We start from the raw sequence: 26,002 nt of genomic DNA, 5'->3' as shown, positions 1-26,002 counted from the left end.
ATCAACGGCGCCAGCGGACCAAGGTGTGCCCGCGACCGCTCTCCGGCATCATTCATATCCGCCGGATCCTGCTCCCTGGCTCTGCCTGTCGAATGCCCGGGCATTGCCAATGCGCTAAAACGATTCAATCTGAGATTGAATCGTTACAGCACTAAAATAACGCCTGTAAATAGTTTTTACGGAACTCAAAAGATAGAGGAGCTTGCCGAGGAGAACCGTCAAAACTATGTACTTTTTGCGGAACTCCTGTCGGGGGCCCCAAACATAAATCGATAAACTAAAGCGTTTTAGCGACAATCATGTTTACGTCTCCGAGCCAGTCACTGTCAAGGAAAAAATGGAGATCTCGTCATACCTTCCAGTTCCCCGGTCGCCGTGTAGTCTGATAAAGCGACTCGCCGGAGCTGTTCCGCTGCGTCTCTCTCAGGACTAAAGATCATCTTGACCGAACCGCTGAAAACCCATCTCGCCTCACCTGACTGCGATGCCTTCCTGCATCGGGAGACTCCGTCCGGATCAAAGGCCGGGCGCGAACAGTCTCTTGCCCTTCTCTCTGGAAGACGAGTTCTGATCACTGGCGCCGGCGGCTGTATCGGTTCCGCGCTGGCAAAAGCGGTGACCCAAGCAGGCGCGCGCGAACTCATTCTGCTCGATGCCTCCGAGGGAGCCCTTTACGACATTCAGCAAACTCTCCTCGGCCTGAAAATGACGTCGCCGCACTTCCTCATCCTCGCGAGCGTCAGCGACACCGCGGCTATCACCAGCCTGTTCGAGCGGCATCAACCGGAGATTGTATTCCACGCTGCCGCCTTCAAGCATGTGCCGCTGATGGAGGACAATCCTTTTGCCGCCGTGGCCAACAACGCACTCGCCACTCACACCCTTGCTGAGGCAGTCGCGAGATACGGCAGCGATCAACTGCTGATGGTCTCTACCGATAAAGCGGTTGCGCCATCGAGCATCATGGGGGCCTCCAAGCGCATCGCCGAGCTCATCCTGCTTGTTCCTCGCACACCTCCTGTTTGCATGAAGGCAATCCGGCTCGGCAATGTGCTGGGCTCTTCAGGCAGCGTTGTTCCCCTCTTTGAGCGGCAGATCGCGCAGGGAGGTCCGGTCACGGTATCCCACCCCGACGTGCGACGCTATTTCATGACGCTCACCGAGGCCGTGGACACCCTTCTCAGCGCCCTGTCCCCTGACTCGCCTACCGGCGTGTCCGTGCCGGAACTGGGAGAGCCGATCCGCATCTTGGACCTCGCAAAATTCCTGATCGGCCAGCAACAGGTGCCAATCGTCTTCACCGAACTCCGTCCCGGAGACAAGATGGACGAGTCGTTAATTTCATCGTCTGAATCCTATCGCAGCCCATTGGGCGGCTCGCTGCGTGCGGTCGACAGCCCCACACTCTCTTCCGACGAGCTTTCGTTTTCATTGAACGATCTGCGAAGAGCCATCGACCAGAGCGACCTCCCCTCCCTGCTTGAAACCGTACAGCGCATGGTGCCGGAGTATCGTCCCAGCCGCGCTTTAGCGTCCGCCGCAATGGTGAATGCATGAAGCGCACGATCGCTGTCGTCACCAGCTCACGCGCGGATTACAGCCACCTCTATTGGCCACTGAAGGATCTCGCCGCGCATCCCAACGTGGACCTGAAGCTCATCGTTCTCGCCGCGCATCTCTCCCCGGCCTTCGGCAATACGGTGAACGAGATCGAGCAGGACGGATTCGCCATCGCCTCGCGCATCGAGTGCCTGCTCAACTCTGACACCGACACCGGCATGGCGAAGACTCTCGGTCTCGCCGTGCTGGGATTGACCGATGTCCTCGCGCAGATGCGCCCCGACCTTCTGCTTCTCATCGCAGATCGCTACGAGATGCTCGCCCCCGCCAGTGTGGCTCTTACCCTGCGTATCCCGGTGGCTCACATCGAAGGCGGCGAGATCAGCGAAGGCGCGATCGACGACGCCGTCCGCAATGCTCTCACCAAAATGGCGCACATCCACTTCACCTCCACCGATACGGCGCGCGCCCGCGTCATCAGCATGGGCGAAGAGCCGTGGCGAGTGACCCGCGCAGGCGCACCCTCCCTCGATCACATCACGCGAAGCCAATTACTGACGCGTTCGCAGTTGGAGCAGGCGCTGAAAATAGACCTGAAACAAGCTCCAACCGTCGTGGCCTACCATCCAGTCACGCTATTGCAGAACACCACCGAAGAAGCCGACGCGCTCTTCGCCGCACTCGCACAGATCAAGGGCCAGATCGTCTTCTGCTATCCCAACGCTGATGCAGGCAGCCATAGCCTGATGCAGCGCACTCATGAATTTATCCGGCAGCACACCGACGCGCACGTCTTCGTCAACCTCGGCGCCGTGACCTATTGGAGCCTTCTGAAACAAGCTGGTCTGCTCCTCGGCAACTCCAGCAGCGGCATCATGGAGGCAGCATCGTTCGCTTTGCCCGTGGTCAACGTCGGGCTCCGGCAATATGGCCGCGAGCGAGCGCCCAACGTGCTCGACGCCGATCCCAACATCGATTCCATCCTCGATAAAATCGCCACAGCGCGAAGCGCAGACTTCCGCGAATCGCTGCGTGGCATGACGAATCCCTATGGCGACGGCCATGCCGCTGAGCGAATCGTGCATGTTCTCACGACCGTTTCCCTTGAAGGCTTGCTGCGCAAGCGAGCCACCTCCGTCCAATCATGACGATCCCCCTCTCCTCGCCCGATATTACCGAGGCAGAAATTGAAGCCGTCACCGCCGTTCTGCGCACCTCGCGACTCAGTCTCGGGCCGCAGATGGAGGCCTTTGAGGATGCAATGGCGAATTACATCGGCGTCCCGCACGCCGTCGCGGTCAGCTCTGGGACGGCTGGCCTACATCTGTGCATCAAGGCGCTCGGCATCGGCGAAGGCGACGAGGTTATCGTTCCATCTTTCACCTTCATCGCCGCTGCCAACTCCATTCGCTACGAACGCGCACAGCCTATCTTCGTAGACATCGATGCCGAATCGCTGAATATGTCTCCGGCCAGCATCGAGCAGGCGATCACCGCAAAGACCCGCGCCATCCTCGTCGTACACACCTTTGGCCGTCCTTCCGAGATGACAGCCATCATGGACATCGCCAGCCGCCATCATCTTCTCGTTATCGAAGACGCCTGCGAAGCCATCGGCGCAACCTATCAGGGACGCAAGGCTGGCTCGTTCGGTGACGCCGCAGTCTTTGCCTTCTATCCCAACAAGCAGATCACGACCGGCGAAGGCGGCATGGTCGTCACCCGGCGACCAGAGTTGGCAGAGCATATCCGCGCACTACGCAACCAAGGCCGCTACGACAGCGCAGAGTGGCTGCAACACGCCGAACTTGGCTACAACTATCGCCTCTCCGAGATCAACTGCGCCCTCGGCCTCGCGCAGCTTCAGCGCATCGGACCCATCCTGCAACAGCGCGAGAAAGTAGCCCGTCAATATCAGCAATCCCTCGCAGAGATAAGCGACCTCGTTCTCCCCGCAACAGACGTTCCCGGTACGCGCATCAGTTGGTTCGTCTACGTAGTTCGCCTCAACGCTGCATGGACAGAGGCAGACCGCGACAGCATCATCGCCGCACTCACCCAGGCAGGCATCGGCTGCGCACGCTACTTCGCTCCCATCCATCTACAGCCAAGCTATGCTGCATGGCGCAACTCGGCTGCGCTTCCTATAACGGAGGCGCAGGCCAGCCGCACCATCGCGCTTCCCTTCTTCAACCGCATCACCGAGAATGAAATCGCACAGGTCAGCGATACCCTGCGTGCAGCACTACTTCAGATACCAAATAAATAGACACATGAGCGACTTAGTCCTGCAACCCGCCGTCGATCTTCTGGCGATGATCTCCGCCCGCAAGCTCTCTCCGCTCGAACTCGCCGAAGAGCACATCCTCCAGATCAAACGGCTGAACCCGCAGCTCAACGCCCTCATCGACTTCGACGAACAACGAGTCCGCGCCCAGGCCATCGCTCTAGACAAAGCTGCGCCAACCGGCCTTCTTCACGGCCTTCCTATGACGATCAAGGCCTGCATCGCCGTAGCCGGACACCGCTGCGAGACTGGAAGCCTGTTCAACAAAGGGCACATCCCCAACGAAGACGCAGTCATCGTCGAGCGCAGCAGGCAAGCAGGCGCAATCATTGTCGGCACCACAAACTGCCCAGAATTTCTGATGGCATACGAGACCGACAACCTTCTCTATGGCCGCACTTCAAATCCATGGGACCTCACTCGCAGCGCAGGAGGCTCGAGCGGCGGCGAATCCGCTGCCATCGCCGCAGGCCTCTCTGCCTGCGGCTTCGGCAGCGACGGCGGAGGCTCCGTGCGCGAGCCCGCGCACTTCACCGGCATCTGCGCACTCAAGCCAACTCCCGGCAGAATCCCTGCAGCCGGTCATCTTCCCCCCTGCGTCGGCCCCTTCTCGCTGCTCGGCGCCATCGGCCCCATGGCACGCACCATCGCCGACGTATCGCTCCTCTTCAACGTCCTCTCCGGCCATGCCGACGCCGATCCCACCGGCGCTCCCGTGCCTCTCCAGCGCTACACCACAGAAGATCTGCAAAAAATCCCCATAGGCTTCTTTGAAGACGACTCCATCGCGCCTGTAACTCCCGAGACGAGACAGGCCATACAGGACGCAGTCCGTTCCCTGCGCAGCCAGGGCTTCCGCGTCGAGCCCTTCCGCCCTCGCGCACTCGAAGCAGCACGCAAACTCTGGTGGAAGTATTTCGTGCGTTGCGGAGCCATGCTGCTCAACCCTATCGTTGCAGGCAAAGAGTCGCGCCTCAGCCCAACCTTTCAGGACTTCCTCGCCATCGCCCGCCAGGACCCGCCGCTCACTGGATACGAACTACTCTTCGCATGGGCAGAGTGCGACGTCATAAGGGCCGCCCTGCTCGAAGAGATGCGCGAGTTCCCCATCCTGCTCATGCCCGTCTGCTCAGTCCCCGCGTTTCGCCACGGCGAGCGCCAATGGAACATCGACGGACGGCAAGTCGCCTATCTCGACGCGATGCGCTACACCCAATGGTTTAACCTGCTCGGCGCACCCGCCGCCGTTGTGCCAGTTGGACGCTCGCCGGAGGGCCTGCCCATCGGCATCCAGATCGCAGGTCGCCCTTATCAGGATGAAGCCGTCCTCGGCATCGCCGCCGCTATCGAGCGCGACTTCGGCTACCAGCCTCCACCACTTGCGCGCCGCGTCAGCTAAACCAACTGCACTTCAATCGTCTTCGCGTCCAGATCGAGCTTCGTAATCTTGAAGCTGCGAATCTGTCCCGCGCGGACTTCATCCGTCTTGGCCGCGCTCACAGGCCCACTCTTCCAGCGCTCCTTTAACATCGAGCTAAACGCCGAAAGGTCAACCTGACCCGCAGCCGCAGGCTGTTCTTCCTTTGCAGCCGCCGCAGCTATCCTGCATCTGCTGCGAATCCCTTCGCCCAGTTCCACCGTCGCGTTGTCGCCGGAGACCTCGATCAACCGCCCCGTCACCACATCGCCTTCCTTGTGCTCGGCGATGTACTCATCGAGCCCCGTCGGAACAAGCTGCTTCATGCTCAGCTTGATCTGCCGCTTGTCCTTGTCGACGTCGAGCACCTTGGCCTTCACCACCTGGCCCACGCGCAGCACATCCTGCGGACGCTCCACACGCTTCTCCGCGCTGATCTCGCTGACGTGAATCATGCCCTCCACGCCCTCGGCAAGCTGCACAAACGCGCCAAACTTGGTGAGGCTGACAACCGGCCCTTCGACCGTCGAACCCGCCGCAAACTTCTCCTGCGCCTCGACCCACGGATCGCCCAGCGTCTGCTTCAGCCCCAGCGACATGCGCCGCTCAGCCACGTTGACGCCAAGAATCATCACTTCGACGGTCTCGCCCGGCTTCAACAGGTCGCTCGGCTTGTGAACCTTCTTCGCCCACGACATCTCCGATAGATGAACCATCCCTTCAATGCCGAACTCCAGTTCCACAAACGCGCCAAAATCGGTCGCCCGCGTCACCACTCCGCGAACCCGTTCGCCCGCCGTGTACTTCCCTTCCACCGCGTCCCATGGATGCGGCAGAAGCTGCTTCATACCCAGCGAGATCTTCTTGCTCGCCGCGTCAATCTTCAACACCTTCACTTCGACCTGCTGCCCCACCGAAAGCACATCGGCAGGCTTGTTCACACGTCCCCAAGCGATATCGCTGATGTGCAACAGCCCATCCACGCCGCCGATATCGACAAACGCTCCATAGTCGGCAAGGCTGCGCACCGTCCCCAACGCAGTGTCGCCTTCCTTAATCTCGGCATACCGCCGCTCCTTGGTCGAACGCTCTTCCTCTTCGGCAACCGAGCGATGGTCCACCACCACATCTTCCTCGGCCACATCCAGCTTGATGATGCGGCAGGTAATCTCCTGCCCTACCAGCTTCTCCATCTCGGCGGCATCACGCGCTCCGCTGCGCGATCCTGGCATAAACGCCCGCGATCCCACATCCACGGTCAGTCCACCCTTAACCACACCCGTCACTGTGCCAACAATGATCGCCTTATCCGCAAATGCCTTCTCGAGCGCGGTCCAGTCCTTGGGACGCTCCACCCTCTGCCGCGAAAGCTCGTAGTAGCCCTCGGCATCGCGCCCCTTCACCGTCACCAGCAGCTTCGTGCCGACCTCAACCGTCTCATTGGCGTTCTGAAACAAGGTCAGTGGCAAAATGCCTTCAGTCTTAAATCCAATATCGACAAATACCGACTCAGCCGAAACAGCAATGACTGTCCCTTCAAGCTGCCTGCCATCCTCGCCTACCCGGTGCGAGTGGCTCTGCTCATACTGCGAAAGGATCTTATCGAATGATTCGTTATTTTCGAGGGTTGATTCTGCTGTCGAAACATCTGGATTGGACATGAAAAGTTACAGCCTCGCTATCACCGTGATTGCGGCTAGGATACCATCGCGTCCGCTTATCGCGCTGACACGGCTCACTCAATAGAAGGCTTGCTCACGACCGGCGCACCCGCAGGCGGCATCCCGAACAGCCGCCGCAAAGGCCGCTGAATCGCCCGCAACAGCGCACGAGCAGCCAGCACCGCCGCCACCAGCAACACCACCGCAATCGAAGCCGCCACAATCGGATGATGCGTGGCAAACCATGTCAGCCCTACCGCAACAACATCTTCCGCACTGCTCAACGCAATATTCGACACTGGCTCAGGGCTGGGCGTCACCACCGCCCGCAGCGCCGTCTTCGAGCTATGGGTAGCCAGCGCTATCGCCGCCCCTACTCCGGTGGCGATGATCTGCATCTGCGGCGAAAGCTGGGCGCTCGCATGATAGGCAACCAGCGCAGCAATCGGCACACGAACAGCAGTGTGCAGCACGTTCCAGAAGACATCGAAGCCCGGAATCTTGTCCGCGACAAACTCAACGGCGAACATGATCGCGCACACCACCAGCACCCACGTATGCCCCAGCGAATCCAGCCCCGCGGGCAACGCAACCCAGTGCGTTCGCGCCAATATCCCCAGCGTCAGTACGGTGGCATAGATATTCAGCCCCGCCGCGAAGCTGGCAGCAATCACAAGCGCGGTAATACTGGCAGGCGAGAAGTCCATGTGCACGGAATTCTATACCCCTTCGATCATCGCTCGTCGGGTATATATTGACCTCCAGAGCGCGATTCCACCGAATAAAGAGACCGCCTGCATGAAGACCAATCCAACCTTGGATGAACGAGCCAGTCACTGCTTCGGCTGCGGCCCCGCCAATCCGCAAGGCCTCCATCTTAGCTTCGAGATCGACACCACCCATCCGGAAGTTCCCACCGCCACCGCGCACATCCAGTTGACGCAGCTATACGAAGGCCCACCCGGTTACATCCACGGAGGCATCGTAGCCACTCTCCTCGACGAGGCCATGAGCAAGCTCAACCGCCCGCTCAACGTCCTCGCCATGACCCGCCACATGGAGGTCGACTACCTTCGCCCTGCCCCACTGCACCAGCCGCTGGTTCTCACCAGCCGCCATCTTCGCCGCGAAGGACGCAAACTCTTCCATCAGGCCGAACTCCAGCACCCCGACGGCACTGTCCTCGCCCGCGGCAAGGGCCTCTTCGTCGTCATCGACGAGAAGCTGCTCGCCCGCGCTGGCCTCAGCCAGACTCAGAGCTAAATCTCAGAACCAGGCATAAAGACTAGGCTTCAAGCTCTTCCCAATACCCTTGGTCCCGCAGAAAATAACTCTCATCCCAGCTATGCAGCATCGTCTTGAAGAACATCCAGACCATCCGCGCATGTCCCAGTTTCTTGAACCGCCGATTGGTCGTCAGCACCTTGCCCCGCACAATCCGAAACCGCGGCCGCTCCACGCCTTTGGATAAGAGATAGTCCTCCGCGAACAGCGCGCGCTCGTTGAAGCCACCCAGCCTCCAGAACGCCTCGCGTTCGAACAACATGAACATCCCGGTGGCAAACGGGCTCACAAACGAACTCATACGCTGCACCAGATTATTACCCGCATACAGCGCATCGTCGAAGAAGCCGCCATGCCTGCACGCAATGTTCGTCGTCGCCAGGTGCAGATGTCTTCGCGTCATCTTCCACAACGCCCGCCGCAGCAGCGTCGGCTCCGGCAGCTCCACGTCGGCATCCAGAAACAGCACAAAACGGGTCGTCGCCAGTCGCGCCCCCGCGTTCCTTCCCACCGAAGGCAGCCCACCCGGAATCACCTCGACATTCAACCGGTCGCGAAAGCTCAGCGCCACCTCCACCGTGCCATCCGTCGATCCGGCATCGGCGACAATCACCCTTGTCTGCGCCATGCCCTCATAGTCCTGCCTGCAAAGCGATTTCAGAAGCTTCGGCAGCATCTTCACTTCGTTCTTCGCAGGAATCACAATCGTCAGCTCAGCTTTCATTTGCCCTCCATACACTGGCAACACCTGACTCTCTACGTAGTTTGACGAGATAACTCAACACACCGCATAAATACTTCTTGAATTTCCAGCAAATCTCTCGCTGCGGGCCTCATCTCTGTCAATAGCCCAGCGCTTACATCCATCGCCGCAAAACTGGTAAACTTAACTTTCCCGCGAACAGCCTGAATCACCCCCTCAGCGCGCCTCTCGCGGCAAGGAGATATCGTCATGGCAGATCACACCACCAACGGCAACTTCGCCTCATCCTCCCTCCGCCTCAAGACCGGCCTGGCCGAGATGCTTAAAGGTGGCGTCATCATGGACGTCATGAACGTCGAGCAGGCCCGCATCGCCGAAGAAGCCGGTGCCATCTCCGTCATGGCGCTCGAGCGTGTCCCCGCCATGATCCGCGCCGAAGGCGGCGTCGCCCGCATGGCCAACCCCAAGCTCATCAAGGAGATCGTCGCCGCCGTCTCCATCCCCGTCATGGCCAAGGCCCGCATCGGCCACTTCGCCGAAGCGCAGGTGCTCCAGACCCTCGGCGTCGACTTTATCGACGAGTCCGAGGTCCTCACCCCCGCCGACGAGGTCTACCACATCGACAAGCACGCCTTCACCACTCCCTTCGTCTGCGGAGCCCGCAATCTCGGTGAAGCTCTCCGCCGCATAGCCGAAGGCGCAGCCATGATCCGCACCAAGGGCGAACCCGGCACCGGCGATGTCGTCCACGCCGTCCAGCACATGCGTCAGATCGTCCGCGAGATCAAGGCCCTCACCGTCCTCGGAGATGAAGAGCTATACAACGCCGCCAAGGTCCACGGCGCGCCCTACGAGCTCGTCCGCATGGTCGCCAAGGCCGGCAAGCTGCCCGTCCCCAACTTCTCCGCTGGCGGCATCGCCACCCCCGCCGACGCCGCTCTCATGATGCAGCTCGGAGCAGAGTCCATCTTCGTGGGCTCCGGCATCTTCATGAAGGAGCGCGCCACCCCCCTCGACGTCGAAAACGACCCAAAGGAGCGCGCCGAAGCCGTCTCCCGCGCCAAGGCCATCGTCATCGCCACCACCCACTTCAACGACCCCAAGATTGTGGCCGAAGCCAGCGAAGCCGTCACAGGAACGATGAAGGGCCTCGCCGCAGCAGCCATCGAAGAGCGTGACCTCATGCAGACCCGCGGCTGGTAAAGCCTGCTCTTAGGCAACAAATCACTGAGGCGGTTACGATTCTGCATCGTAGCCGCCTTTTCTGCGTCTTATGTTCAGAGCGCGAGTCCACCGCTTCAGGAAGAAGCCACCAGCAATGGCCCACCAGTTTTCCTCCCTTACCTTTACCGACGATGTTGCCGAAGTTCAGCGTGAGATGGGCAGCCGTCCCTCAAACGAAAAGCTGACCGAGCGCGGCCCCGACAACGACACCCTCGGCCCCTACGAGCGCGACTTTATCGCCCTCCGCGACGGCTTTTACATCTCCACCATCGGCTCTACCGGCTGGCCCTACATCCAGTTCCGCGGAGGTCCCATCGGCTTCGTCCAGGTCCGCGACGAGCACACGCTGGCCTACGCTGATGTCACCGGCAATCGCCAGTACATCACCACCGGGAACCTCCGCGGCAATCAACGCGCCGCGCTCTTTTTCATGGATTATCCCCACCAGACCCGTCTCAAACTTCTGGCCAATGTTGAGGCGATCCCCTGGAGCCAAGCACCCGATTGGAAGACCGACCTGATGCTCCCCGAACATGGCCGCCCCGAGCGTTTGATCTTGCTCCACGTCGCCGCCTTCGACTGGAACTGCCCGCAGCACATCCCCCAACGCTGGACCATCGAAGAGCTCAAGCAAACTACATTCTTCGAACGCATCGAATCGCTGGAACAAGAGGTACGCACCCTCAAGGCAGCCCTGGCGGACGCGCAAAAACCTCATCCGTAGCGCCTTGGCTAATACTGCGTAGCTAAAGCTGGCAGCGGCAGCACTACAACTGTCTTGCCCTGCCAGTACCCCTGCACCCCGCGCGCAACCATCCTCGAATGAGTCTCCCTCTCGACATCATCGTTGTGTTCCGCAAAGAACCGCTTAGCCCCAGCCTCGGTGGCGAACACAATAAAATCATCCGGATGCAGCGCCACGTCTCTGCGCAGGCTCTCGCGCATCACCGCCGCATCGTTAACATGGCTCGAAACCACGAGTCTTTCCGGAGATGACATCTGCGAATCCCCTGGGAGTGTGACTGATGCCCGGCACGGCAACGTCATCCATAGCAGCACCGCAAACAAGCGCACGTTATCTCCAGCAACCCGCATGCCTCTGATATACCGCTCAATTCTGCGCTCCGATATTCCCCGAACGGGGTAGTGTGACTTCGACTTCATCACCTGGTCATGCTCAACCCAGGCGCCAAAGTTCCATACCGCATCGTTTCAACTTATCTACAATCGAATAAACAGCATGCCAAAGAGACCTCTTACCATCGGCGTCCTTGCCCTCCAGGGCGCATTCGAAGCCCACGCAAAAGCCCTCGAAGCCCTCGGCATCACCGCGAAGCTCATCCGCAACCCGGCAGAGCTTCAAAACCTCGACGGCCTGATCATTCCCGGCGGCGAGTCCACTACCTTCCTCAAGTTCCTCGAGCGCGACGGCTTCCTCGATGCCCTACAATCTTTCGTCGAGACCACGCCCACCTTCGGCACCTGCGCCGGAGCCATCCTGCTGGCAAAGCAGGTAGAAAACCCCACGCAAAAATCTCTCGCCGTCCTCGATATCACTGTCGAGCGCAACGCCTACGGTCGCCAGATCGACTCCGCCATCCTCACCGCGCCGACGAAGCTCGAAGGCGGTCCGCTGGAGATGGTCTTCATCCGCGCCCCGCGCATCACCCACACTGGCCCCACTGTCGAGACCCTGGCCGAGCGCGACGGCTTCCCCGTCCTCGTCCGCCAGGGCCACCTGCTCGCGGCTACCTTTCACCCCGAGCTAAGCGCGGACACCCGCGTCCACCAAATCTTCCTCGAGATGGTTCAAGCCCATCACCCTTAAGCGATTGGCGCCAGCCCCGCGGCATCAGGCAACGTGCGTCTTCAAAAACTCCAGCGTCCTCTTCCGTGCCAGTGCAGCCGACGTCGCATGATGGGTATTCGGGTCCACATCGCGATTGAACGCATGTCCAGCGCCCTTGTAGACGTAGATCTCTACCTCGGGATGCGCCTGACGAACCGCGTCGATCTGGTCCTTGCCAATATGGCTATCTGCGTCGCCAAAGTGCAGCATCACCGGGCAGCTCGGCTCCTCGGTGGCATACTTCCCAATCCCTCCGGGATAATACCCAACGCAGCACGACGGCTGCATCTTCAGCGTCTCGCCCCGCGTCGCCGTCAGCCAACTCATCAAGCCGCCATAGCAGAACCCGAGCACACCAATCCCCCTGCCTACGCCTCTCGCAACCTCATAGGCCGCGGCAATGTCCAGCAGCGCAGTCTCAGGATTCAGCTTCTTCCAGAACTCGCCTGCCCGCTTGGCATCTTCACCCTCGTACTTCAGCTCTACCCCGCGCTCATAACGATCGAACAGCGCAGGCGCGACCACAACGAAGCCATCTTTGGCATATTCATCGGCCACGTGGCGTATATGCCGGTTGACGCCGAAGATCTCCTGCACCAGCACAATTGCCCCAATCGGCTCTTCTTCAGGACGCGTCACATACACGTTCAGCTCATGCCCGTCCGATGCCTTCACCTTCAACCATTCGCTCATCGCTTCCCCTTTTCGATCATGCTTCAGATAGATGCGAAATCAGCGTCCGCCGTCCATCGGCTTCTCCGCATACCCCTTGATCTCGCCCGTCCAGCGCAGAAACCGCAGCAACTGCCTCTTCTCTTTCCAGAACAGGTTCCAGAAGTCCCTCCCCCGCACCGTATCCGCCCGCTGCCCGGAGTAGGTCTCGAGCCGCCAGCGCAGATAGGGGCTCCGCCAGGGCCGCAGCCTCTCGCCTCGCGTAGCGTTCCACAAAAAATTAATTGCTCCCATCATGACCTCGCACCTTCAGTATAAAGAAACAATTCCACCCAGTAGGACCTCGCTCCCAGCCTGAGAAAAGCAAAAGGCCCAACCAGAAGGTCGGGCCTCATTGATCGAGAGAAAAACGTCTCCCGCTTGCAAGAAAGACTCTATTGCAGATAGTTGAACAGATCGGTCTTACTGAGCGCAGTCATCACGCTCATCAACGCCTGATTCTGCGTCTCGGCCGAGCTTAGCTGCGTCGCCACCGAAGCCGGATCGGCAGAGACCAGGCTCCCCTGCTGCACCTTGAGCCGGCTCTCCTCGGTCTGCGTATACGTGCTGGTAGCCTCTAACCTGCTCAACGATCCATCCAAAAGACTGCGTTGTCCCGATACATTGCTAAGCGCAGCCGACAAAGTTCCGGTGTCCGCAGCGGCGCTCGCGCTAGCCGTAGACCCTGAGAAATCGGCGATCAGTTGATTCAACGCTCCAAAGACGCCCGTGTTGCCCGAGCCAAAGACATCCGACCCCACAAGGTTCGTCTGTATCTTCTGCCCGCTCGGCGTCTCGACATAGTTGGCGTTCGTATCGCCCACATAGCTGGTCGTGGCAGGCGATGTGGAGGTGTCCAGCGTGAACGGCTTGACCGACCCCTGGCTGCCCGCAAAGAGCGACTGCCCAAGGTAGCTCGTATTCGCCAGCGACAAGATCTGGTCGCGGATTCCGGTCAACTGTTGCTCGATGCTGGCGATGTTGGCCGCGTTTGCCGTTCCATTGCTGCCAGAGATCGCCAGCGAGACCGCCGAAGTCAGTTGACTGACGACCTCGCCCAGCGTTGAGTCCGAGACCTGCATCATCGATTGCGTCCCTGACGCGGTCTGAACAAAGGTGTCGTCCTTCGAGATCGCGCTGGCCATCACCGTACTCTGGGCCACCGCAGCCGGATCGTCCTGTAACGACGTGACCCGCAGACCGCTCGAAAGCTCGTTCGTAAGCGTAGCCTCGAGGCTGCTCGACTGGTTCAAAGCCCCCGCAAGATTGCTGACATAATTCGGATCGACCCTCACGCACCCCTCCTGATCAAAGTTGACTGAAACCGAAAATTTGGAGCCCGCGCTTTAGGTCACCGTGGTCTCTACGCCCAGGTTCAGCGCGCTGGCCATGATCGAATTGACAATCGAGAACACCTTCGCCGCTGCTTCATAGCTCCGCTGATACTGCGTAAGGTTCGACGCCTCCTCATCGAGCGAGACCCCCGAGAGCGAGTCGCGCTGACTCGTAAGCTGCGTCAAAGTAGCCTGCTGAGCGGTGTTGTCCGTCGTCGCGCCGGCCGCATCGTTGCCAACCTGTCCAAGAAACGAGGCAAGAAAACCCGAAGCCGTCTGGCCGCCAGCTACGTTCGCCGTCGAAAGGTCGGCCAGCGCAATCGCGTTCCCGCTGCCCGACGATCCTTCACCACTGGCCGCTGCTGCAATCGCCTTTGGATCGCTCGTCGCTACCTGAATCGAAGTTGCCGCACCAGCCGCGCTCGTCGGTAGAGTAAAGATCGTACCGCCGGGATTGCCATTGCCATCGCTTCCCAGCGCATTCTGCTGGTTCACCGCAGTCCCAATCCCATAGGCGAGATTGTCCAGCGCACTCGCATACGCAGGCAGATTCTGATCTCTCGCCTGCAGGACACCGCCAAGCTGTCCACCGGTAATACCCGAAGTGATGTCCTGCCCGTTAGCCACCACATCGGTCTTTCCCGCCACCTGCGTTGTGCTCAGCGCATAGGATTGACTGCCGCTGACCAGCACCGCGCCGTTCGCGGTCGTCAACGTAATGCCGTTCGACGAGGTCGTCATCTGGTCGAGGCCGACGTATTGCGACAACTGTGCAATCGCCATCTGCCGCTGATCTTCGAGCGTCCCCGCATCCGCATTGGGGCTGATGGTCGCAATCTGCTGGTTCAATGAGGCAATCGTCGTCGTCAAAGAGTTGATCTGGCCAACCGTGGTGCCAACTTGTCGGTCGAGTCCCGTGCTCACTTGTCCAAGCTGGTTCGCCGCGGAGTTGAAGGCGGACGTCAGACTGTTCGCAGCGGTCAGCACCGCCTGCCGGGCCGACGCATCCCCAGGACTACCCTCAAGCGTCGAGAGCGAATTGAAGAAAGAGTCCACCGCCGAGCCAAGCGCTGTCGAACTGGCCGACGTGCTCGTCGAGCTCAAGCCGAAGATGTCCTGCACCTGTTGCAGTGCCGATTGAAGCGCCCCGCTCTGCGACTGCGTCTGCGTCTGCTGCTGCACGCGCTGTTCAAGAACGCGGTCCCGCACGGACGTCGCGGCGCTGGTGATTCCGATGCTGTAGCTTGTACCGCTCAGCGTCACCGCATCCGTGGGCTGCCAGCTCACCACCTCACGCGTATAGCCCGGCGTCTTCTGGTTCGACACATTGTTCGCGGTTACGTTCAGAGCGTTCTGGTCCGCCATCAAGGCTTCCCGGGACAGGTCCATCAGCGAGCTCAGGGTTCCCATAGGTCTCTCGTATTTCTTCCGTACAGACGGCGAAGCGCGTTGAGATTTGATTCACTGTGGTGCAAAACCAGTTCGAGCACACGCTTCTTCGCCAGGATGAAATCGCCACCGATCCCGTCCGCGACGGGCCCGGACTGGGCCAGCGTCGTCAATCGTCGTTCGATCGCTTGAAGAGCGTCTAAATTCAGAATGGCAAGCGCATGGATGGTCTCATCCAGAGCATCCCCGAGCGCCTGTTCGATCGTCATCTCTACTCCAGCAGAGAGTCGATCATCTTGCCCGCCACATCCGACGAGGAGACGTTGTAGTTTCCCGAGGCAATTACGCTCTGCAAGGCCGCAACCTTGTCTGACCGCACATCCGAGCCCTCAAGCGCATGGGCAATCACGCCACCGGCGGAGCTGAGGTTCGTCTGGTCAGCCTGCTTCGCTGGAGCAGCCGCTGCATTGCGCTGCTGCGAAGTCGCGGTCGATTCCGTTGTCTGGGACGCCGGCTGCGTCGGCGCAATCGAGCTAAGCGCCTGCTGCAGGTTTCCGATTCCGTTTGTGTAACTCATGTGTTCCTCCGTCTACTTGAATCTATCGGCGCAGTCTCACTAAACTTTAGTACCGTGCGACGCTTTTTGCGTCTCCCGCTGATGCTCCTGTGTGACCTGCTGAATCACCTGCCTGGCAATCCCGAGTCCTCCGCCCTTCGATATCGCCGTGGCCACCGCCTCGGTGCCAAAGCTGCTGATCGTGTCCATCGAACTATCGCTGCTCTTCTCGTCATCCCCACCCCAGCTATCTTCGCCGGAGCGCATCGGCTTCAACATCTCCTGCAGCATCATCGATTCAAACTGCTGCGCAGCGTTGACCAGCTTCGGATTCTTAGCTCCGTCAGTTGCAGCAGGAGCGCTACTCGCTATCGTCGCATCAATTCTCATAGCACCACAATCTCCGCCTCCAAGGCACCCGCGGACTTCATCGCCTGCAGAATCGAGATCACATCCCGCGCCGAAGCGCCAATCGTCTGCAGGCTGCGCACCAGGTCGTCTACCGTCGCCCCCTGCTTCAACTCGATGCGGTTCACCGGCTTGTCCCGCGCGGTGATACTCGTCTGCTGCACCACCTGGCTTGTGCCTCCAGACGAGAAGGCATTTGGCTGCGATACCTCGAACTGGCTCACCACGTTGATAGCCAGACCGCCGTGCAGGATCGACACCGGCTGCAGCACCACCGTTCCTCCGATGACCACCGTTCCCGTCCGTTCATTCACCACCACCTTTGCCCGCGGAAAGACGGGCACCTGAACCGATTCCACCTGCGCCAGGAACTCCGGTACATCCTCTCCGTGCATCACCGAGAGATCGATCTGCCTGCTGTCGAGTGCATGAGCAGCTTGCCTGCCCAACTCACGATTGATCGCTTGCGAAACGGCCTCGGCCGTCCGAAAATCCTCATCGTTCAGCAGCAACGAAAACTTGTTGCGCCCCGCCAGATCAAGAGGCACGCCCCGCTCCACAATTGCGCCATAAGGAACCCGCGCCGTATTGGGGTGGTTGTACTGTTTCGTATTTCCATTCACGCTGACCGAGTAGCCGCCAACCACCAGCGGCCCCTGACCCTGCGCGTAGATCTTGCCATCAGCGCCATAGAGCGGAGTCATCAGCAGCAAGCCTCCCTCAAGGCTCCTCGCGTCCCCCGCGGAGGAGACGGTCACGTCCAGCTTCGTTCCAGGCTGCGCAAATGGAGGCAGTGTCGCTTCCACAAATACAGCCGCAAGGTTCTGCACCCGGATCGCCGCCGCCGGCACGCTGACTCCCATGCGCAGCAACGTCGCCGCCAGCGTCTGGGCCGGAAAGGTTGTCTGCTGGCTGTCGCCCGTCCCCTGCAAACCCACCACGATGCCATAGCCAACCAGTTGATTGTCGCGGATGCCCTCAATCGAGGCAATGTCTTTCACGCGCGCCTCTCTCTGCGGCGCCTCCCCTGCATCGACGGCAAATCCGTGTAGCGTCAATGCGAACATGCCCACCAACATCAGACCACGGCAAGCGATTTTTCTTGCCGGCATTGACTGAACTTTCAATTGATTCACTCGTACGATCATGGCGTATCCACTTAGAAGATCAAGATCTGTTGCAGAAGCCGGACGAGCGCATTCTGGCGATGGGTGTAATCGTTGACGATGCCCTTCCCGCGGACCTCAAGCTCAAGGCTCGAAATCGCAGTCGAAAGCACCTGGTTCTGTTGAGAGATGTCCTCAGGCCGCACCAGCCCATGCAGAACAATCGTCTGCGTCTGCTGGCTGAACTCGACCTGCCGGGCCGCTTCGATCACAAGAACTCCATTCGGAAGCACCGCCATCACCTGGCCGCCGAACACCGTGCTCAAACTCGAATTGGTCGCGCTCGCTCCCTGCGCACTCAAGCCTGCGGCCGCGTTCATATTGATTAAGTTCTGAAGCGCATTGCCTGCATGAAGCGTTCCAATCAATCCCGAGATGCCCGAGTTCGCATTCGAAGCACGCGTATTTTTTACCGTTCCGTCGGTCGACGCGGCGAGATTCTCCTCCACCACAACCGAGATCAGGTCATGGGGCCGCATCGCGCGAACATCTGTATTCATGCGGGTCAGACGCCCATTGTCCGTCCAGATCGAGCCCGGCGTCGGCAGCACATTCGAGTTCGCCGTGCGTACCCGTTCCAGATAAGAGTCGAGCGACGTCTCGGCAACGCTCGGCTTCGGCGCCATCGCTTTCTTGATCGCGTTGATCTGTGCATGGAGCGAACAGGCAGCCATCAACAGGAGCAGCACGCCAATCACCCCCGCAACAAATGGCCCCATTCCCCCGTTCCGTGGCGCCCGCGGAGTCATCGGAGTTGCAATCGCCGGAGTTGCTCCCGCTCCTGACCAATCCTTGCGCTTCATCCCCCACCCAATCTGCATGGAATCCGTCATGGCTGCATCTCCACATCGGCCCGTCCACGAACCACGCCGTTGAACTGCTCTTCCACGGATTGATTACTGCCCGCGCGTCGCAGCAAACGCACTCGAATCGTCTCGCCCACGCTGCCGCTCTGCTCGGCAACTCCGCTCACTTCGATCCGCAGAAGATCTTCCTGCCGCCAAACCTCCACGACATCGCCGGCGCGAACCAGCGGAGAGCGCTCCACACGAGCCTGCGTGCTCGATCCACGCGGTGCATCGATTGTTCCGCCCGCGCGAAGCGAAACCCCAGGCCACTCAGGATGACCGCAGCTCACGATCGTCGCCCAACGCTGCTGCATCACCGGGTCCCAGCGAACGCTGGCCACGCGATAGCCCTTATCGTCCGGCATCGACGAAGGCGCAGCCTTCGCTCCAGCCAACTTCACCGCGGCTGCGGGCGTTCCAGCGCAACCCGCCGCAAAGGCAGTCGCTCCCTGCAAACCCGCCAGGGGAATCAAGCACCATGAAATCCATCTACGCGAATAGAACCAGTTCCCCATAGCGCACCTATCGAATCATGCCGTTGATCTGTGAGTACATATCGTCGGCCACATGCACGACCTTGGAGTTGCTCTCATACGCGCGCTGCGCCAGAATCATCTGCACAAATTCCGCCACCACATCGACGTTCGAGTTCTCCAGCCCGCCTTGCTGCAACATCCCCATTCCACTGGTCCCACCCGGAGTGTCCGTGATCGCATTGCCGGAAGAGTCAGTCGGCATCAGCAAATTCCCGCCAATCGAATTCAGACCGCCCGGGTTCACGAACGTCGCTAACTGGATCGTCCCCAGTTGCGCCGCCACAGCCTGCCCCGGAATCGTCGCCGTCACAATTCCATACGGCGAGATCGTGATGTTGGTCGCATTCGACGGAATCGTAATCGCCGGTAGCACCGTATCTCCATCAGCCGTCACCATGGTTCCCTGGTTACTGCGGTGAAAACTTCCGGCTCGCGTGTATGCGATCGTTCCATCCGGCCGCGAAACCTGAAAAAATCCGCCGCCCTGGATCGCCAGATCCATCGGGTTCCCGGTCGAGTTGAAGTCTCCCTGCGTCATGATGACCTCGCTCGCCGACGACTTCGTTCCCAGTCCGATCTGCAGCCCTGCCGAGTCCGTCTGCGGGCTCTCCGCCGACCCCGGCACGATCACGTTCTGGTAGATCATGTCCTCGAACTGCAACCGCCGCTCGCGAAATCCAGCCGTCGCCGAGTTGGCGAGATTGTTCGCCACCGTGTCCAGGTTTGCCTGTTGCGCGCTCATGCCGCTCGCCGCCGTATACAAAGCTCGAATCATCGTCTACTCCATTCCCTTCAGTTTGGGCAGGCCTCCATGAGCACCTGGCCGTTCGTATCAGACCCGCGGCAGGTCCTCCGCCGCAACCTTGTCGAAGCTGTTGTCGAAGACGCTCAACGCCTTCTGCATCATCTCTGCCTGTCGCTGCACCAGCACCATCTGCATGGTGCCGTGAATCGCATCCTCGTTCGATCCTTCGACCGAGCCCTGCACCACCGATGCCTTCGCCGCGACCGGCTTTGCACCATCTGCCGAAAAACGGTTCGTCCCCTCGGCTTCGAGCGCTGACCGATCGCTGAAGTCGAAGATGCCCACCTGCCCCACAATGGCGTTTCCATCCTGCGTCGTCACGGAGATGCTTCCATCCGGTCCCACATGCACCGCACCGCTCGGAATTGTAATGCTCTTCTGATTGATGTCGAGCACCGGCTCGCCCGCACTCGTCTCCAGCGTCCCCGCCGCCGACCGTCGAAACGAGCCGTCGCGCGTATAACGAATCCCGTTCGCCGTCTGTATCGCGAAAAATCCCTGTCCCTGCAACGCGAAGTCCAGCGGATCGCCCGTCGCCGTCAACTCTCCCTGTCCCATGTCCAGCATGTTGCCGCCGAGAACGCCAAAATCGTTGACCGACTGGCCGACCTGCGATGCTCCCGCCGAAGTCTCCTGGTCCATCCCGCCCGTCAGCACGCCGCTGAAATAGTCCCGCGCCGCCCGAAAGCCCGTGGTCCCCGCGTTGGCCAGATTGTTGGCCGCCGTGTCGAGCGCCTGCGTGCGCGCCAACAGCCCGGTGTATGCCGCATATAAGCCGCTATCCATGCCCGTGACAATGCAGGTCAGTGGCCGAAGTCGTGCCACGCGGGGTTAGAGAAAATTAAGAACGCCTTCGCCCCCTCAAGCTTCCAGCCCATCAGCCGATACAGCATACAGATCGAGATGTACTACCGGAGGGGTGGGTTGCGAGCTCTGATTATTGATGATTCAGCAGTGATGAGGAAGGTGATCGAACGGGCGCTTCGCCAGGCTGGCCTCGAGCTCACCGAAGTATTACAGGCCTCCAACGGCGAAGAAGCCCTGCAGGCCCTGCGCGACGACAGCGGCAAGCCCAACCCGCTGTCCCTGATTCTCAGCGACATTAATATGCCTGTGATGGACGGCCTGCAGTTCCTCGAGCAGCGGCGTGACGAAAAGCTCGGCGTCGGCATCCCCGTCGTCATGATCACTACCGAAGGTAGCGAGCCGCTCGTTCTCCGCGCCATCTCCGCCGGAGCAATGGGCTACATCTGCAAGCCCTTCACCGCCGAACAGGTCAAGGCACGCGTCGTGCCTCTGCTGCGAGTGGCTTAGCCTCACCGACAACCGTCGACCCCAACTTTCGAACAAAAAGAGGACACATGCTGGCAACCGAGAATTCCACCCCGCACGCCGAAATGGCGAACCGACTCGACACCGCCGTCTCCGAGGTATTCGAGATGATGCTCGAGCGAAGCTGCGACCCCATGGACGGGGACGTCAACATCATCGACGGCAGAATCGTCGCCCGCATCCAGTTCACCGGCGCCGTCTCAGGCGAGTGCATCCTCTACGCCAGCCCCGCTACCGCCGCCCTTACCGCAGAAGCCATGCTCGGCACAGCCTCCTCCGAGCCCGCCGACCCCATGGTCGACGACGCTATCGGAGAGTTGTGCAACATGATCGCCGGCGGATGGAAGAGCAAGCTCGAACACCCACAGGCAGGCTGCCTCATCTCCGTCCCCGCCGTCACCCGCGAGGGCCTCGGCGCCCTGGAAGGCAAGTTCGGCACCAAGTTCAGCCGCACTTACTCCTTCCAGGGCAACGTCTTCGGCATCGTCCTCGCGTTCTGACGAGAACGGCACAGAGAGCTATTCCGCTTTCTGCTTCACCAGCTCAACGTCAAGCTCGATCTTCACGTCGTCGCCCAGCATCACGCCGCCCGTCTCGAGCGCTGCATTCCACGTCAGCCCATATTCACTGCGCTTGATCTTCGTCGTAGCCGAAGCACCGATACGCAGATTGCCCCAGGGGTCCTTCGCCTCATCCGAAGGCCCTTCGACCTTCAGCACCACTTCCTTGGTCACGCCCAGAATCGTAAGACCGCCCGTAACTTTGAATTCTCCCTCGCCCTCGCGTTCCACCTTCGTGCTCTTGAACGTGATCGAAGGGTACTTCTCGACGTTGAAGAACTCCGCGCTCTTCACATGGGTGTCGCGGTTCTCATCGCGGGTGTTCAACGAGTTGACGTCAATCTCCGCCTCGATACTCGAAGCCGCAAGGTTTTCAGGGTCATAGACGACCGTGCCCTTCACACTCTTGAAGTCGCCGCGCACGTTCGAAATCATAAGGTGACGAATCGTAAACTGCGCACTCGAGTGCGCCGGATCTATTGCATAAACAGTCTTCATCGGTCTTCTCTCCTTGGTTGAATTGTTCTTCCCATGTCTATCTCCACTTCATCCAAAATCATCGTCATTCTGAGCGCAGCGAAGAACCTCCGTATTTGCTGTTGCCTGTTCTACCTCCAGCCTGTTGCCTTCAGATGAAGAGGGCAACCTTACGCAAGTTGTCCCATCTTTCCCGCCTTGTAGTCCTCTACAGCCTGCACCAGTTCCTCCCGCGTGTTCATCACAAACGGTCCATAGCTGGCCACCGGTTCCTGGATCGGCTCGCCGCTCAGCACCAGCAGCGTCGAGTCTTCTTTCGCTTCAACAACAACGCCACTGCCCGATGGGCTCAACGTCGCAATCCGAGCCTCGCCCATCAGAGAGTGCGCTCCATCAATGGAGACATCTCCCTTCCGCAGCACGATCGAAGCGTTATGTCCCTCCGGCAACGGAATCTCGACCTTCTCCCCCGCCTTCAGCACCACGTCAAACAAGTTGACCGGCGTAAAGGTAAGAGCAGGGCCTTTGACTCCATTGAACTCTCCCGCGATCACTCTTGCATATCCGCCCGTCCCAAACTCCACGACCGGAATCTGCTCCTTCGTAATCGCCTGGTAGCGAGGCTTGGACATCTTCACGGCCTTGGGCAGGTTCACCCAGAGCTGCACCATCTCAAAGGTTCCTCCCTTACGGGCAAACTCCTTCTCATGCATCTCTTCGTGCACCACGCCCGAAGCCGCCGTCATCCACTGCACATCCCCGGGGTAGATCACTCCCGAGTTTCCCGCCGAGTCGCGGTGCTCCACCGAACCCTGGTACGCAATCGTCACCGTCTCAAACCCACGGTGCGGATGCTGCCCCACCCCCGGAGTCTTGCCCGAAGGTTTGAACACATTTGGCCCCGCATAGTCCAACATCAGGAACGGATTGACCTCCGCCTCCAGTCCATTCGACGGAAACAGGTTTCTCACCGGAAAGCCGTCCCCAACCCAGTGGTTCGATCCCGGTCCATACACGCCCAGCACTTTTTTCTGCTCTGCCATCACTTACTCCTTCCGGCGTCCTTATAACGCCACCTGCGTTCACTTCCCTAAAAATGAGAAACTAAAAACGTTGTCATCCTGAGCGGAGCCCTCGCAGCTTTATCGCGAGAGGCGCAGTCGAAGGACCTGCGGTTTGCTCGGAGCTTCGACCCGTTCCCATCTCAAAACTTCTCCTCCGCCGTCCGCCCTAACCGGCGCAACGACTCGATCAGCGCCGCCCTCTCTTCCACCGGGAACCCGGCGACTGCCTCTTCCATTGCCTCGCGATGTTCAGCAAACACCCGCTCGATCAACTCTCTTCCGGTTTCGGTCAGGTGAATAATTCGCGACCGCCGGTCCTCCGCATCGTCCTGACGCGTAACCAGACCGCGAGATTCCAGCCGGTCGACCGCCGCCGTCATCGAGCCGCTGGTCAACAGCACCTTGGCCCCAATCTGCTTCACGCTCAGCGGACCGCGGTGCAGCAGCGCCTCCAGAACCCCGAAGTCGCTCTGCCCCATCCCAAACCCGCCGATGTTCCGCATCGCATGGGCCTCAAGAGAGCGCATCGCCTTCCAGAGCACCAGCCAAAGATGAATCCCGCTGGTGTCGGTCTCGGTTCCGTTTTTTATCAGGTCGCTCATGTCTTGCTATAAAGATGCTTGATGTCAAGATAAAGATTCAAGCTCAAGCCTGAAATCGGGGCGCAAGAGATTTCCTGTCAACCCTCCAGCCTACGGAAAATCTCAGCTTGGCATCATCAAATCACACAAAATAATAGCCTTACCGCTACACAAAAAAATACTCCTCATCTGCAAAAGAGTTATGCTCTACCTGTTAAACTGGAAACAGCAGAGAAAAATAAAGAGGCCCAGCGGCAGCGCTGGGCCTAACTCGTTTGCAATGAAGACTTTACAAAATAAGCCTCATAGAATGAAGACTTTACGAAGATAGTACAGGGGGGAGGGTACCTCGAAGTACCCTCTCGCCCGGCTATTTAACGACGGACTGGAAGAGTGGTGAGCTAAGCAGCCCAGCGAACTCGCTGTCAGAGGAGGAGTAGTCCACGGTCAGCGTTCCCGAATTGGAATCAATCGTGGTCCGGTCCAGCGCCGACTTCTCCAACTGGCTGCCTGACGTCTTCTTCATGATCAGCATGCCCTTCATCAGCGTGGCGCAGGTCGCCGCCGTCATCGTGTCGGACATCACCACCGCCAGGTCGAACTTCACCCCATTGTCGAAGTCCATGGTGTAGCGCGAGCTCTTCATGCGGTTGCGGACCGTGTCATAGTCGGTCAACTGCGCCGCGTCGCCCAGCACGCTGCGCATCATGGTCTGCGTGCCCTTGGCGTCCAACAGGCTCCAGATCGCCCGCCGGTCCACGGTTCCCATATCGTTGACCATCTCGCCGTTGGTTAGAAAGTTGGGGACGATGCCATCGCGCGCGTCGAGTGCGTCTTTGACCGCAGACTTGTCGCCAAAGACCATCGTGGTCTGATCCAGAAAGACCACGCTCATCCCAGCCGAGCCCATGGGATAGATGATGTTGTTGCGCACGACCGTGGTCTTGGCCTTGCTCTTGGCAAAACCGGCCAGGATCGACTGGGTCTGAAACTGGCCCTGCGCGATGCCGACGATCCGTGTTCCCTGCCCGCTCGAGTCGCGGAACGATGCGAACGCCAGCACATCGGCGTCCTTGTCCACGTTGAGCTTGGCATTCTTCAGCGCCGACTCCAGCCGCTTCAGCTCCGGCGGAAGGACCTGCTCCTTCAACGCCATGGCCGCACTGGAGTTCTGCATCGCGCGGTAGTCCACCACGATCAGCTGCTGGACGTCTTTAGGAATCGCCGATTTAGCGTCGCTCGAAAGCTCGGCAGCCTGCGTAAACGTGGCCGAGAGGGCGAGCACAGCGATGGGAAGAAGATGACGGTACAGAATGCGCAATGAAATTACTCCTTGACCGCGGGCGTTTGCGGCCCAACCCTTCTATTCTTCCGTGAAACACGGCGAGAAGCAAGCAATCGGGGCTCCCACTTTGGACGTACCGGGTAAAAGAAGGTTGGCCGAAGTATTCAAAACAGGCATCTTGGCAATGCCGGAGCGCGAAAGAACCGTTGCGCCCCGGCCTCGCGTTTCGCTTAAGCGAGCCCCGGTATTCGACCATGTCGTTGCGCTCGAACTCGCCATGGACGAGAACATCGAGCCCGATCTGCTCCTGTTCGCGGATGCACTCTTCGGTCTTCTGCTTCAGAAAATCGTTGTACTCGGCATCGGTGATCGCGCCCTTCTTGTGCGCGGCTCTCTGCTTGCGAACCTCCTGCGTCTGCGGAAACGAGCCAATCGTCGTCGTCGGCAGCAGAGGAAGCCCAAGCTCCTGTCGCTGCACCAGGACGCGCTGCTTGTAAGGCGATCTGCGCCGGAAGTCTCCTTCGCTCAGCTTGGTAAGTTGCTCGCGAACCGACTTGTTGGTGCTGCTCTCGGCAGCCCGACGATCTTCGTGGCGACGGCGATTCTCCGCAAAGGCAGCAGCGGCCAGCTCCGGCCCTTTGGCAAGCTGGACCAGCTCTTCCACCTTCTGCTGCGCGAAGCTCAGCCAGCTCAGCACTCGCGGATCGAGCTTGTCTTCATCGGCAGTATCGTAAGGAACATGCAGCAACGAGCAGGAAGGCGCAAGCTGCAACCGCTCCGCACCGATCTTTGACGTAACCGAAGCAACGACCTTATTCAGAGCATCCAGATCGGCAAGCCAGATATTGCGGCCATCGACGCAGCCCAGGCTGAGCGTCTGATGCGATTGCAACAGCTCGACCACTTCAGCAACCTGTTCAGGCGCTCGAACAACATCAATATGCAATCCGGCAGTGCCAAGCGAG

The 26,002-nt window shown here is 59.7% G+C and carries 31 protein-coding genes and 1 pseudogene; 11 read left to right on the top strand and 21 right to left on the bottom strand.

Annotation, left to right across the window (positions count from 1 at the left end):
• The 5 genes from VMU57_RS09545 to VMU57_RS09525 all read left to right on the top strand — a co-directional run.
• Positions 1 to 276 (top strand): hypothetical protein (locus VMU57_RS09545; RefSeq protein WP_325382798.1); only part of this gene is annotated, 276 nt, incomplete at its 5' end.
• 165 nt (positions 277 to 441) lie between these two features.
• Positions 442 to 1,557, top strand: a complete 1,116-nt coding sequence (locus tag VMU57_RS09540) for a polysaccharide biosynthesis protein (RefSeq protein ID WP_325382796.1) — start codon at positions 442 to 444, stop codon at positions 1,555 to 1,557.
• Positions 1,554 to 2,708, top strand: coding sequence for a UDP-N-acetylglucosamine 2-epimerase (neuC, locus tag VMU57_RS09535; protein ID WP_325382794.1), 1,155 nt, complete (start codon positions 1,554 to 1,556; stop codon positions 2,706 to 2,708). Before VMU57_RS09540 ends, neuC begins: the two co-directional genes overlap by 4 nt.
• Positions 2,705 to 3,829 carry a DegT/DnrJ/EryC1/StrS family aminotransferase gene (locus VMU57_RS09530; protein WP_325382792.1) on the top strand — a complete coding sequence of 375 codons (1,125 nt, stop codon included), beginning with the start codon at positions 2,705 to 2,707 and terminating at the stop codon, positions 3,827 to 3,829. Before neuC ends, VMU57_RS09530 begins: the two co-directional genes overlap by 4 nt.
• Before the next feature lie 4 nt (positions 3,830 to 3,833).
• Complete coding sequence (locus VMU57_RS09525) at positions 3,834 to 5,246, top strand: amidase (protein WP_325382790.1); 1,413 nt, start codon at positions 3,834 to 3,836, stop codon at positions 5,244 to 5,246.
• On the opposite strand, the gene VMU57_RS09520 is transcribed toward VMU57_RS09525, so the two are convergent.
• Together VMU57_RS09520 and VMU57_RS09515 are read right to left on the bottom strand one after the other, a co-directional pair.
• Positions 5,243 to 6,925: a 30S ribosomal protein S1 gene (locus tag VMU57_RS09520; RefSeq protein WP_325382788.1), complete on the bottom strand. Its 1,683-nt coding sequence runs from the start codon at positions 6,923 to 6,925 to the stop codon at positions 5,243 to 5,245. The genes VMU57_RS09525 and VMU57_RS09520 overlap by 4 nt on opposite strands.
• 74 nt (positions 6,926 to 6,999) lie before the next feature.
• Entirely contained in the window at positions 7,000 to 7,632 is a 633-nt protein-coding gene (locus tag VMU57_RS09515) for a DUF4126 domain-containing protein (RefSeq protein WP_325382786.1), read from the bottom strand.
• A 91-nt stretch (positions 7,633 to 7,723) separates the two neighbouring features.
• On the opposite strand from VMU57_RS09515, the gene VMU57_RS09510 reads away from it, so the two are divergent.
• Entirely contained in the window at positions 7,724 to 8,188 is a 465-nt protein-coding gene (locus tag VMU57_RS09510) for a PaaI family thioesterase (RefSeq protein ID WP_325382784.1), read from the top strand.
• 22 nt (positions 8,189 to 8,210) lie between these two features.
• Here the strand turns inward: VMU57_RS09510 and VMU57_RS09505 are convergent, their stop codons facing one another.
• Positions 8,211 to 8,933, bottom strand: coding sequence for a glycosyltransferase (locus VMU57_RS09505; protein WP_325382782.1), 723 nt, complete (start codon positions 8,931 to 8,933; stop codon positions 8,211 to 8,213).
• 228 nt (positions 8,934 to 9,161) lie between these two features.
• On the opposite strand from VMU57_RS09505, the gene pdxS reads away from it, so the two are divergent.
• Positions 9,162 to 10,115 carry a pyridoxal 5'-phosphate synthase lyase subunit PdxS gene (gene pdxS, locus VMU57_RS09500; protein ID WP_325382780.1) on the top strand — a complete coding sequence of 318 codons (954 nt, stop codon included), beginning with the start codon at positions 9,162 to 9,164 and terminating at the stop codon, positions 10,113 to 10,115.
• Between the two features lie 115 nt (positions 10,116 to 10,230).
• On the top strand, positions 10,231 to 10,860 hold the full coding sequence (locus VMU57_RS09495) for a pyridoxamine 5'-phosphate oxidase family protein (protein ID WP_325382778.1): 630 nt from the start codon (positions 10,231 to 10,233) through the stop codon (positions 10,858 to 10,860).
• An 8-nt stretch (positions 10,861 to 10,868) separates the two neighbouring features.
• Here the strand turns inward: VMU57_RS09495 and VMU57_RS09490 are convergent, their stop codons facing one another.
• Entirely contained in the window at positions 10,869 to 11,135 is a 267-nt protein-coding gene (locus VMU57_RS09490; RefSeq protein WP_325382776.1) for a hypothetical protein, read from the bottom strand.
• A gap of 241 nt (positions 11,136 to 11,376) precedes the next feature.
• Between VMU57_RS09490 and pdxT the strand changes: the two genes are divergently transcribed.
• A complete protein-coding gene (pdxT, locus tag VMU57_RS09485; protein ID WP_325382775.1) occupies positions 11,377 to 11,964 on the top strand; it encodes a pyridoxal 5'-phosphate synthase glutaminase subunit PdxT in 588 nt (195 codons plus the stop codon).
• 24 nt (positions 11,965 to 11,988) lie between these two features.
• Here the strand turns inward: pdxT and VMU57_RS09480 are convergent, their stop codons facing one another.
• From VMU57_RS09480 to VMU57_RS09425, 12 genes are all read right to left on the bottom strand, one after another.
• Positions 11,989 to 12,678 carry a dienelactone hydrolase family protein gene (locus VMU57_RS09480; RefSeq protein WP_325382773.1) on the bottom strand — a complete coding sequence of 230 codons (690 nt, stop codon included), beginning with the start codon at positions 12,676 to 12,678 and terminating at the stop codon, positions 11,989 to 11,991.
• A gap of 39 nt (positions 12,679 to 12,717) precedes the next feature.
• The gene (locus VMU57_RS09475) at positions 12,718 to 12,954 is read right to left on the bottom strand and encodes a hypothetical protein (protein ID WP_325382771.1); all 237 of its coding nucleotides are present in this window, start codon (positions 12,952 to 12,954) and stop codon (positions 12,718 to 12,720) included.
• A gap of 137 nt (positions 12,955 to 13,091) precedes the next feature.
• On the bottom strand, positions 13,092 to 13,991 hold the full coding sequence (locus VMU57_RS09470; RefSeq protein WP_325382769.1) for a flagellin: 900 nt from the start codon (positions 13,989 to 13,991) through the stop codon (positions 13,092 to 13,094).
• Positions 13,992 to 14,042: 51 nt separating this feature from the next.
• A complete protein-coding gene (gene flgK, locus VMU57_RS09465) occupies positions 14,043 to 15,440 on the bottom strand; it encodes a flagellar hook-associated protein FlgK (RefSeq protein ID WP_325382767.1) in 1,398 nt (465 codons plus the stop codon).
• Complete coding sequence (locus VMU57_RS09460) at positions 15,428 to 15,688, bottom strand: hypothetical protein (protein WP_325382765.1); 261 nt, start codon at positions 15,686 to 15,688, stop codon at positions 15,428 to 15,430. The genes flgK and VMU57_RS09460 overlap by 13 nt, the downstream gene beginning before the upstream one ends.
• Positions 15,689 to 15,690: 2 nt before the next feature.
• Entirely contained in the window at positions 15,691 to 15,996 is a 306-nt protein-coding gene (gene flgM / locus VMU57_RS09455) for a flagellar biosynthesis anti-sigma factor FlgM (RefSeq protein WP_325382763.1), read from the bottom strand.
• Positions 15,997 to 16,035: 39 nt separating this feature from the next.
• A complete protein-coding gene (locus VMU57_RS09450; RefSeq protein WP_325382761.1) occupies positions 16,036 to 16,365 on the bottom strand; it encodes a hypothetical protein in 330 nt (109 codons plus the stop codon).
• On the bottom strand, positions 16,362 to 17,450 hold the full coding sequence (locus VMU57_RS09445) for a flagellar basal body P-ring protein FlgI (protein WP_325382800.1): 1,089 nt from the start codon (positions 17,448 to 17,450) through the stop codon (positions 16,362 to 16,364). The genes VMU57_RS09450 and VMU57_RS09445 overlap by 4 nt, the downstream gene beginning before the upstream one ends.
• 92 nt (positions 17,451 to 17,542) lie before the next feature.
• Positions 17,543 to 18,382 (bottom strand): flagellar basal body L-ring protein FlgH, encoded by an 840-nt coding sequence (locus tag VMU57_RS09440; protein ID WP_325382759.1) that lies wholly within the window; start codon positions 18,380 to 18,382, stop codon positions 17,543 to 17,545.
• Positions 18,379 to 18,870: a flagella basal body P-ring formation protein FlgA gene (locus VMU57_RS09435; protein WP_325382757.1), complete on the bottom strand. Its 492-nt coding sequence runs from the start codon at positions 18,868 to 18,870 to the stop codon at positions 18,379 to 18,381. The genes VMU57_RS09440 and VMU57_RS09435 overlap by 4 nt, the downstream gene beginning before the upstream one ends.
• A 49-nt stretch (positions 18,871 to 18,919) precedes the next feature.
• Entirely contained in the window at positions 18,920 to 19,708 is a 789-nt protein-coding gene (gene flgG, locus VMU57_RS09430; protein ID WP_325382755.1) for a flagellar basal-body rod protein FlgG, read from the bottom strand.
• A gap of 57 nt (positions 19,709 to 19,765) precedes the next feature.
• A complete protein-coding gene (locus tag VMU57_RS09425) occupies positions 19,766 to 20,524 on the bottom strand; it encodes a flagellar hook basal-body protein (RefSeq protein ID WP_325382753.1) in 759 nt (252 codons plus the stop codon).
• Positions 20,525 to 20,662: 138 nt separating this feature from the next.
• Here VMU57_RS09425 and VMU57_RS09420 point away from each other — a divergent pair, with 138 nt between their 5' ends.
• On the top strand, positions 20,663 to 21,052 hold the full coding sequence (locus VMU57_RS09420; protein ID WP_325382751.1) for a response regulator: 390 nt from the start codon (positions 20,663 to 20,665) through the stop codon (positions 21,050 to 21,052).
• Positions 21,053 to 21,099: 47 nt separating this feature from the next.
• Positions 21,100 to 21,570: a chemotaxis protein CheX gene (locus VMU57_RS09415; RefSeq protein WP_325382749.1), complete on the top strand. Its 471-nt coding sequence runs from the start codon at positions 21,100 to 21,102 to the stop codon at positions 21,568 to 21,570.
• Between the two features lie 18 nt (positions 21,571 to 21,588).
• Here the strand turns inward: VMU57_RS09415 and VMU57_RS09410 are convergent, their stop codons facing one another.
• The 5 genes and pseudogenes from VMU57_RS09410 to VMU57_RS09390 all read right to left on the bottom strand — a co-directional run.
• The gene (locus tag VMU57_RS09410; RefSeq protein WP_325382747.1) at positions 21,589 to 22,128 is read right to left on the bottom strand and encodes a YceI family protein; all 540 of its coding nucleotides are present in this window, start codon (positions 22,126 to 22,128) and stop codon (positions 21,589 to 21,591) included.
• Positions 22,129 to 22,277: 149 nt separating this feature from the next.
• On the bottom strand, positions 22,278 to 23,150 hold the full coding sequence (locus VMU57_RS09405) for a pirin family protein (RefSeq protein ID WP_325382745.1): 873 nt from the start codon (positions 23,148 to 23,150) through the stop codon (positions 22,278 to 22,280).
• 161 nt (positions 23,151 to 23,311) lie between these two features.
• Positions 23,312 to 23,773, bottom strand: a complete 462-nt coding sequence (locus tag VMU57_RS09400) for a MarR family transcriptional regulator (protein ID WP_325382743.1) — start codon at positions 23,771 to 23,773, stop codon at positions 23,312 to 23,314.
• Between the two features lie 349 nt (positions 23,774 to 24,122).
• Positions 24,123 to 25,073, bottom strand: coding sequence for a hypothetical protein (locus tag VMU57_RS09395; RefSeq protein ID WP_325382741.1), 951 nt, complete (start codon positions 25,071 to 25,073; stop codon positions 24,123 to 24,125).
• Positions 24,982 to 26,002 (bottom strand): annotated as a pseudogene (locus tag VMU57_RS09390) (hypothetical protein); the annotation flags it as partial. The pseudogene VMU57_RS09390 and the gene VMU57_RS09395, both read right to left, overlap by 92 nt.

This window comes from Edaphobacter sp., from assembly GCF_035532915.1.
GTDB lineage: Bacteria > Acidobacteriota > Terriglobia > Terriglobales > Acidobacteriaceae > Edaphobacter.
Note: the sequence above shows the minus strand (reverse complement) of the source record. Positions and strands in the feature narration are given on the sequence as shown.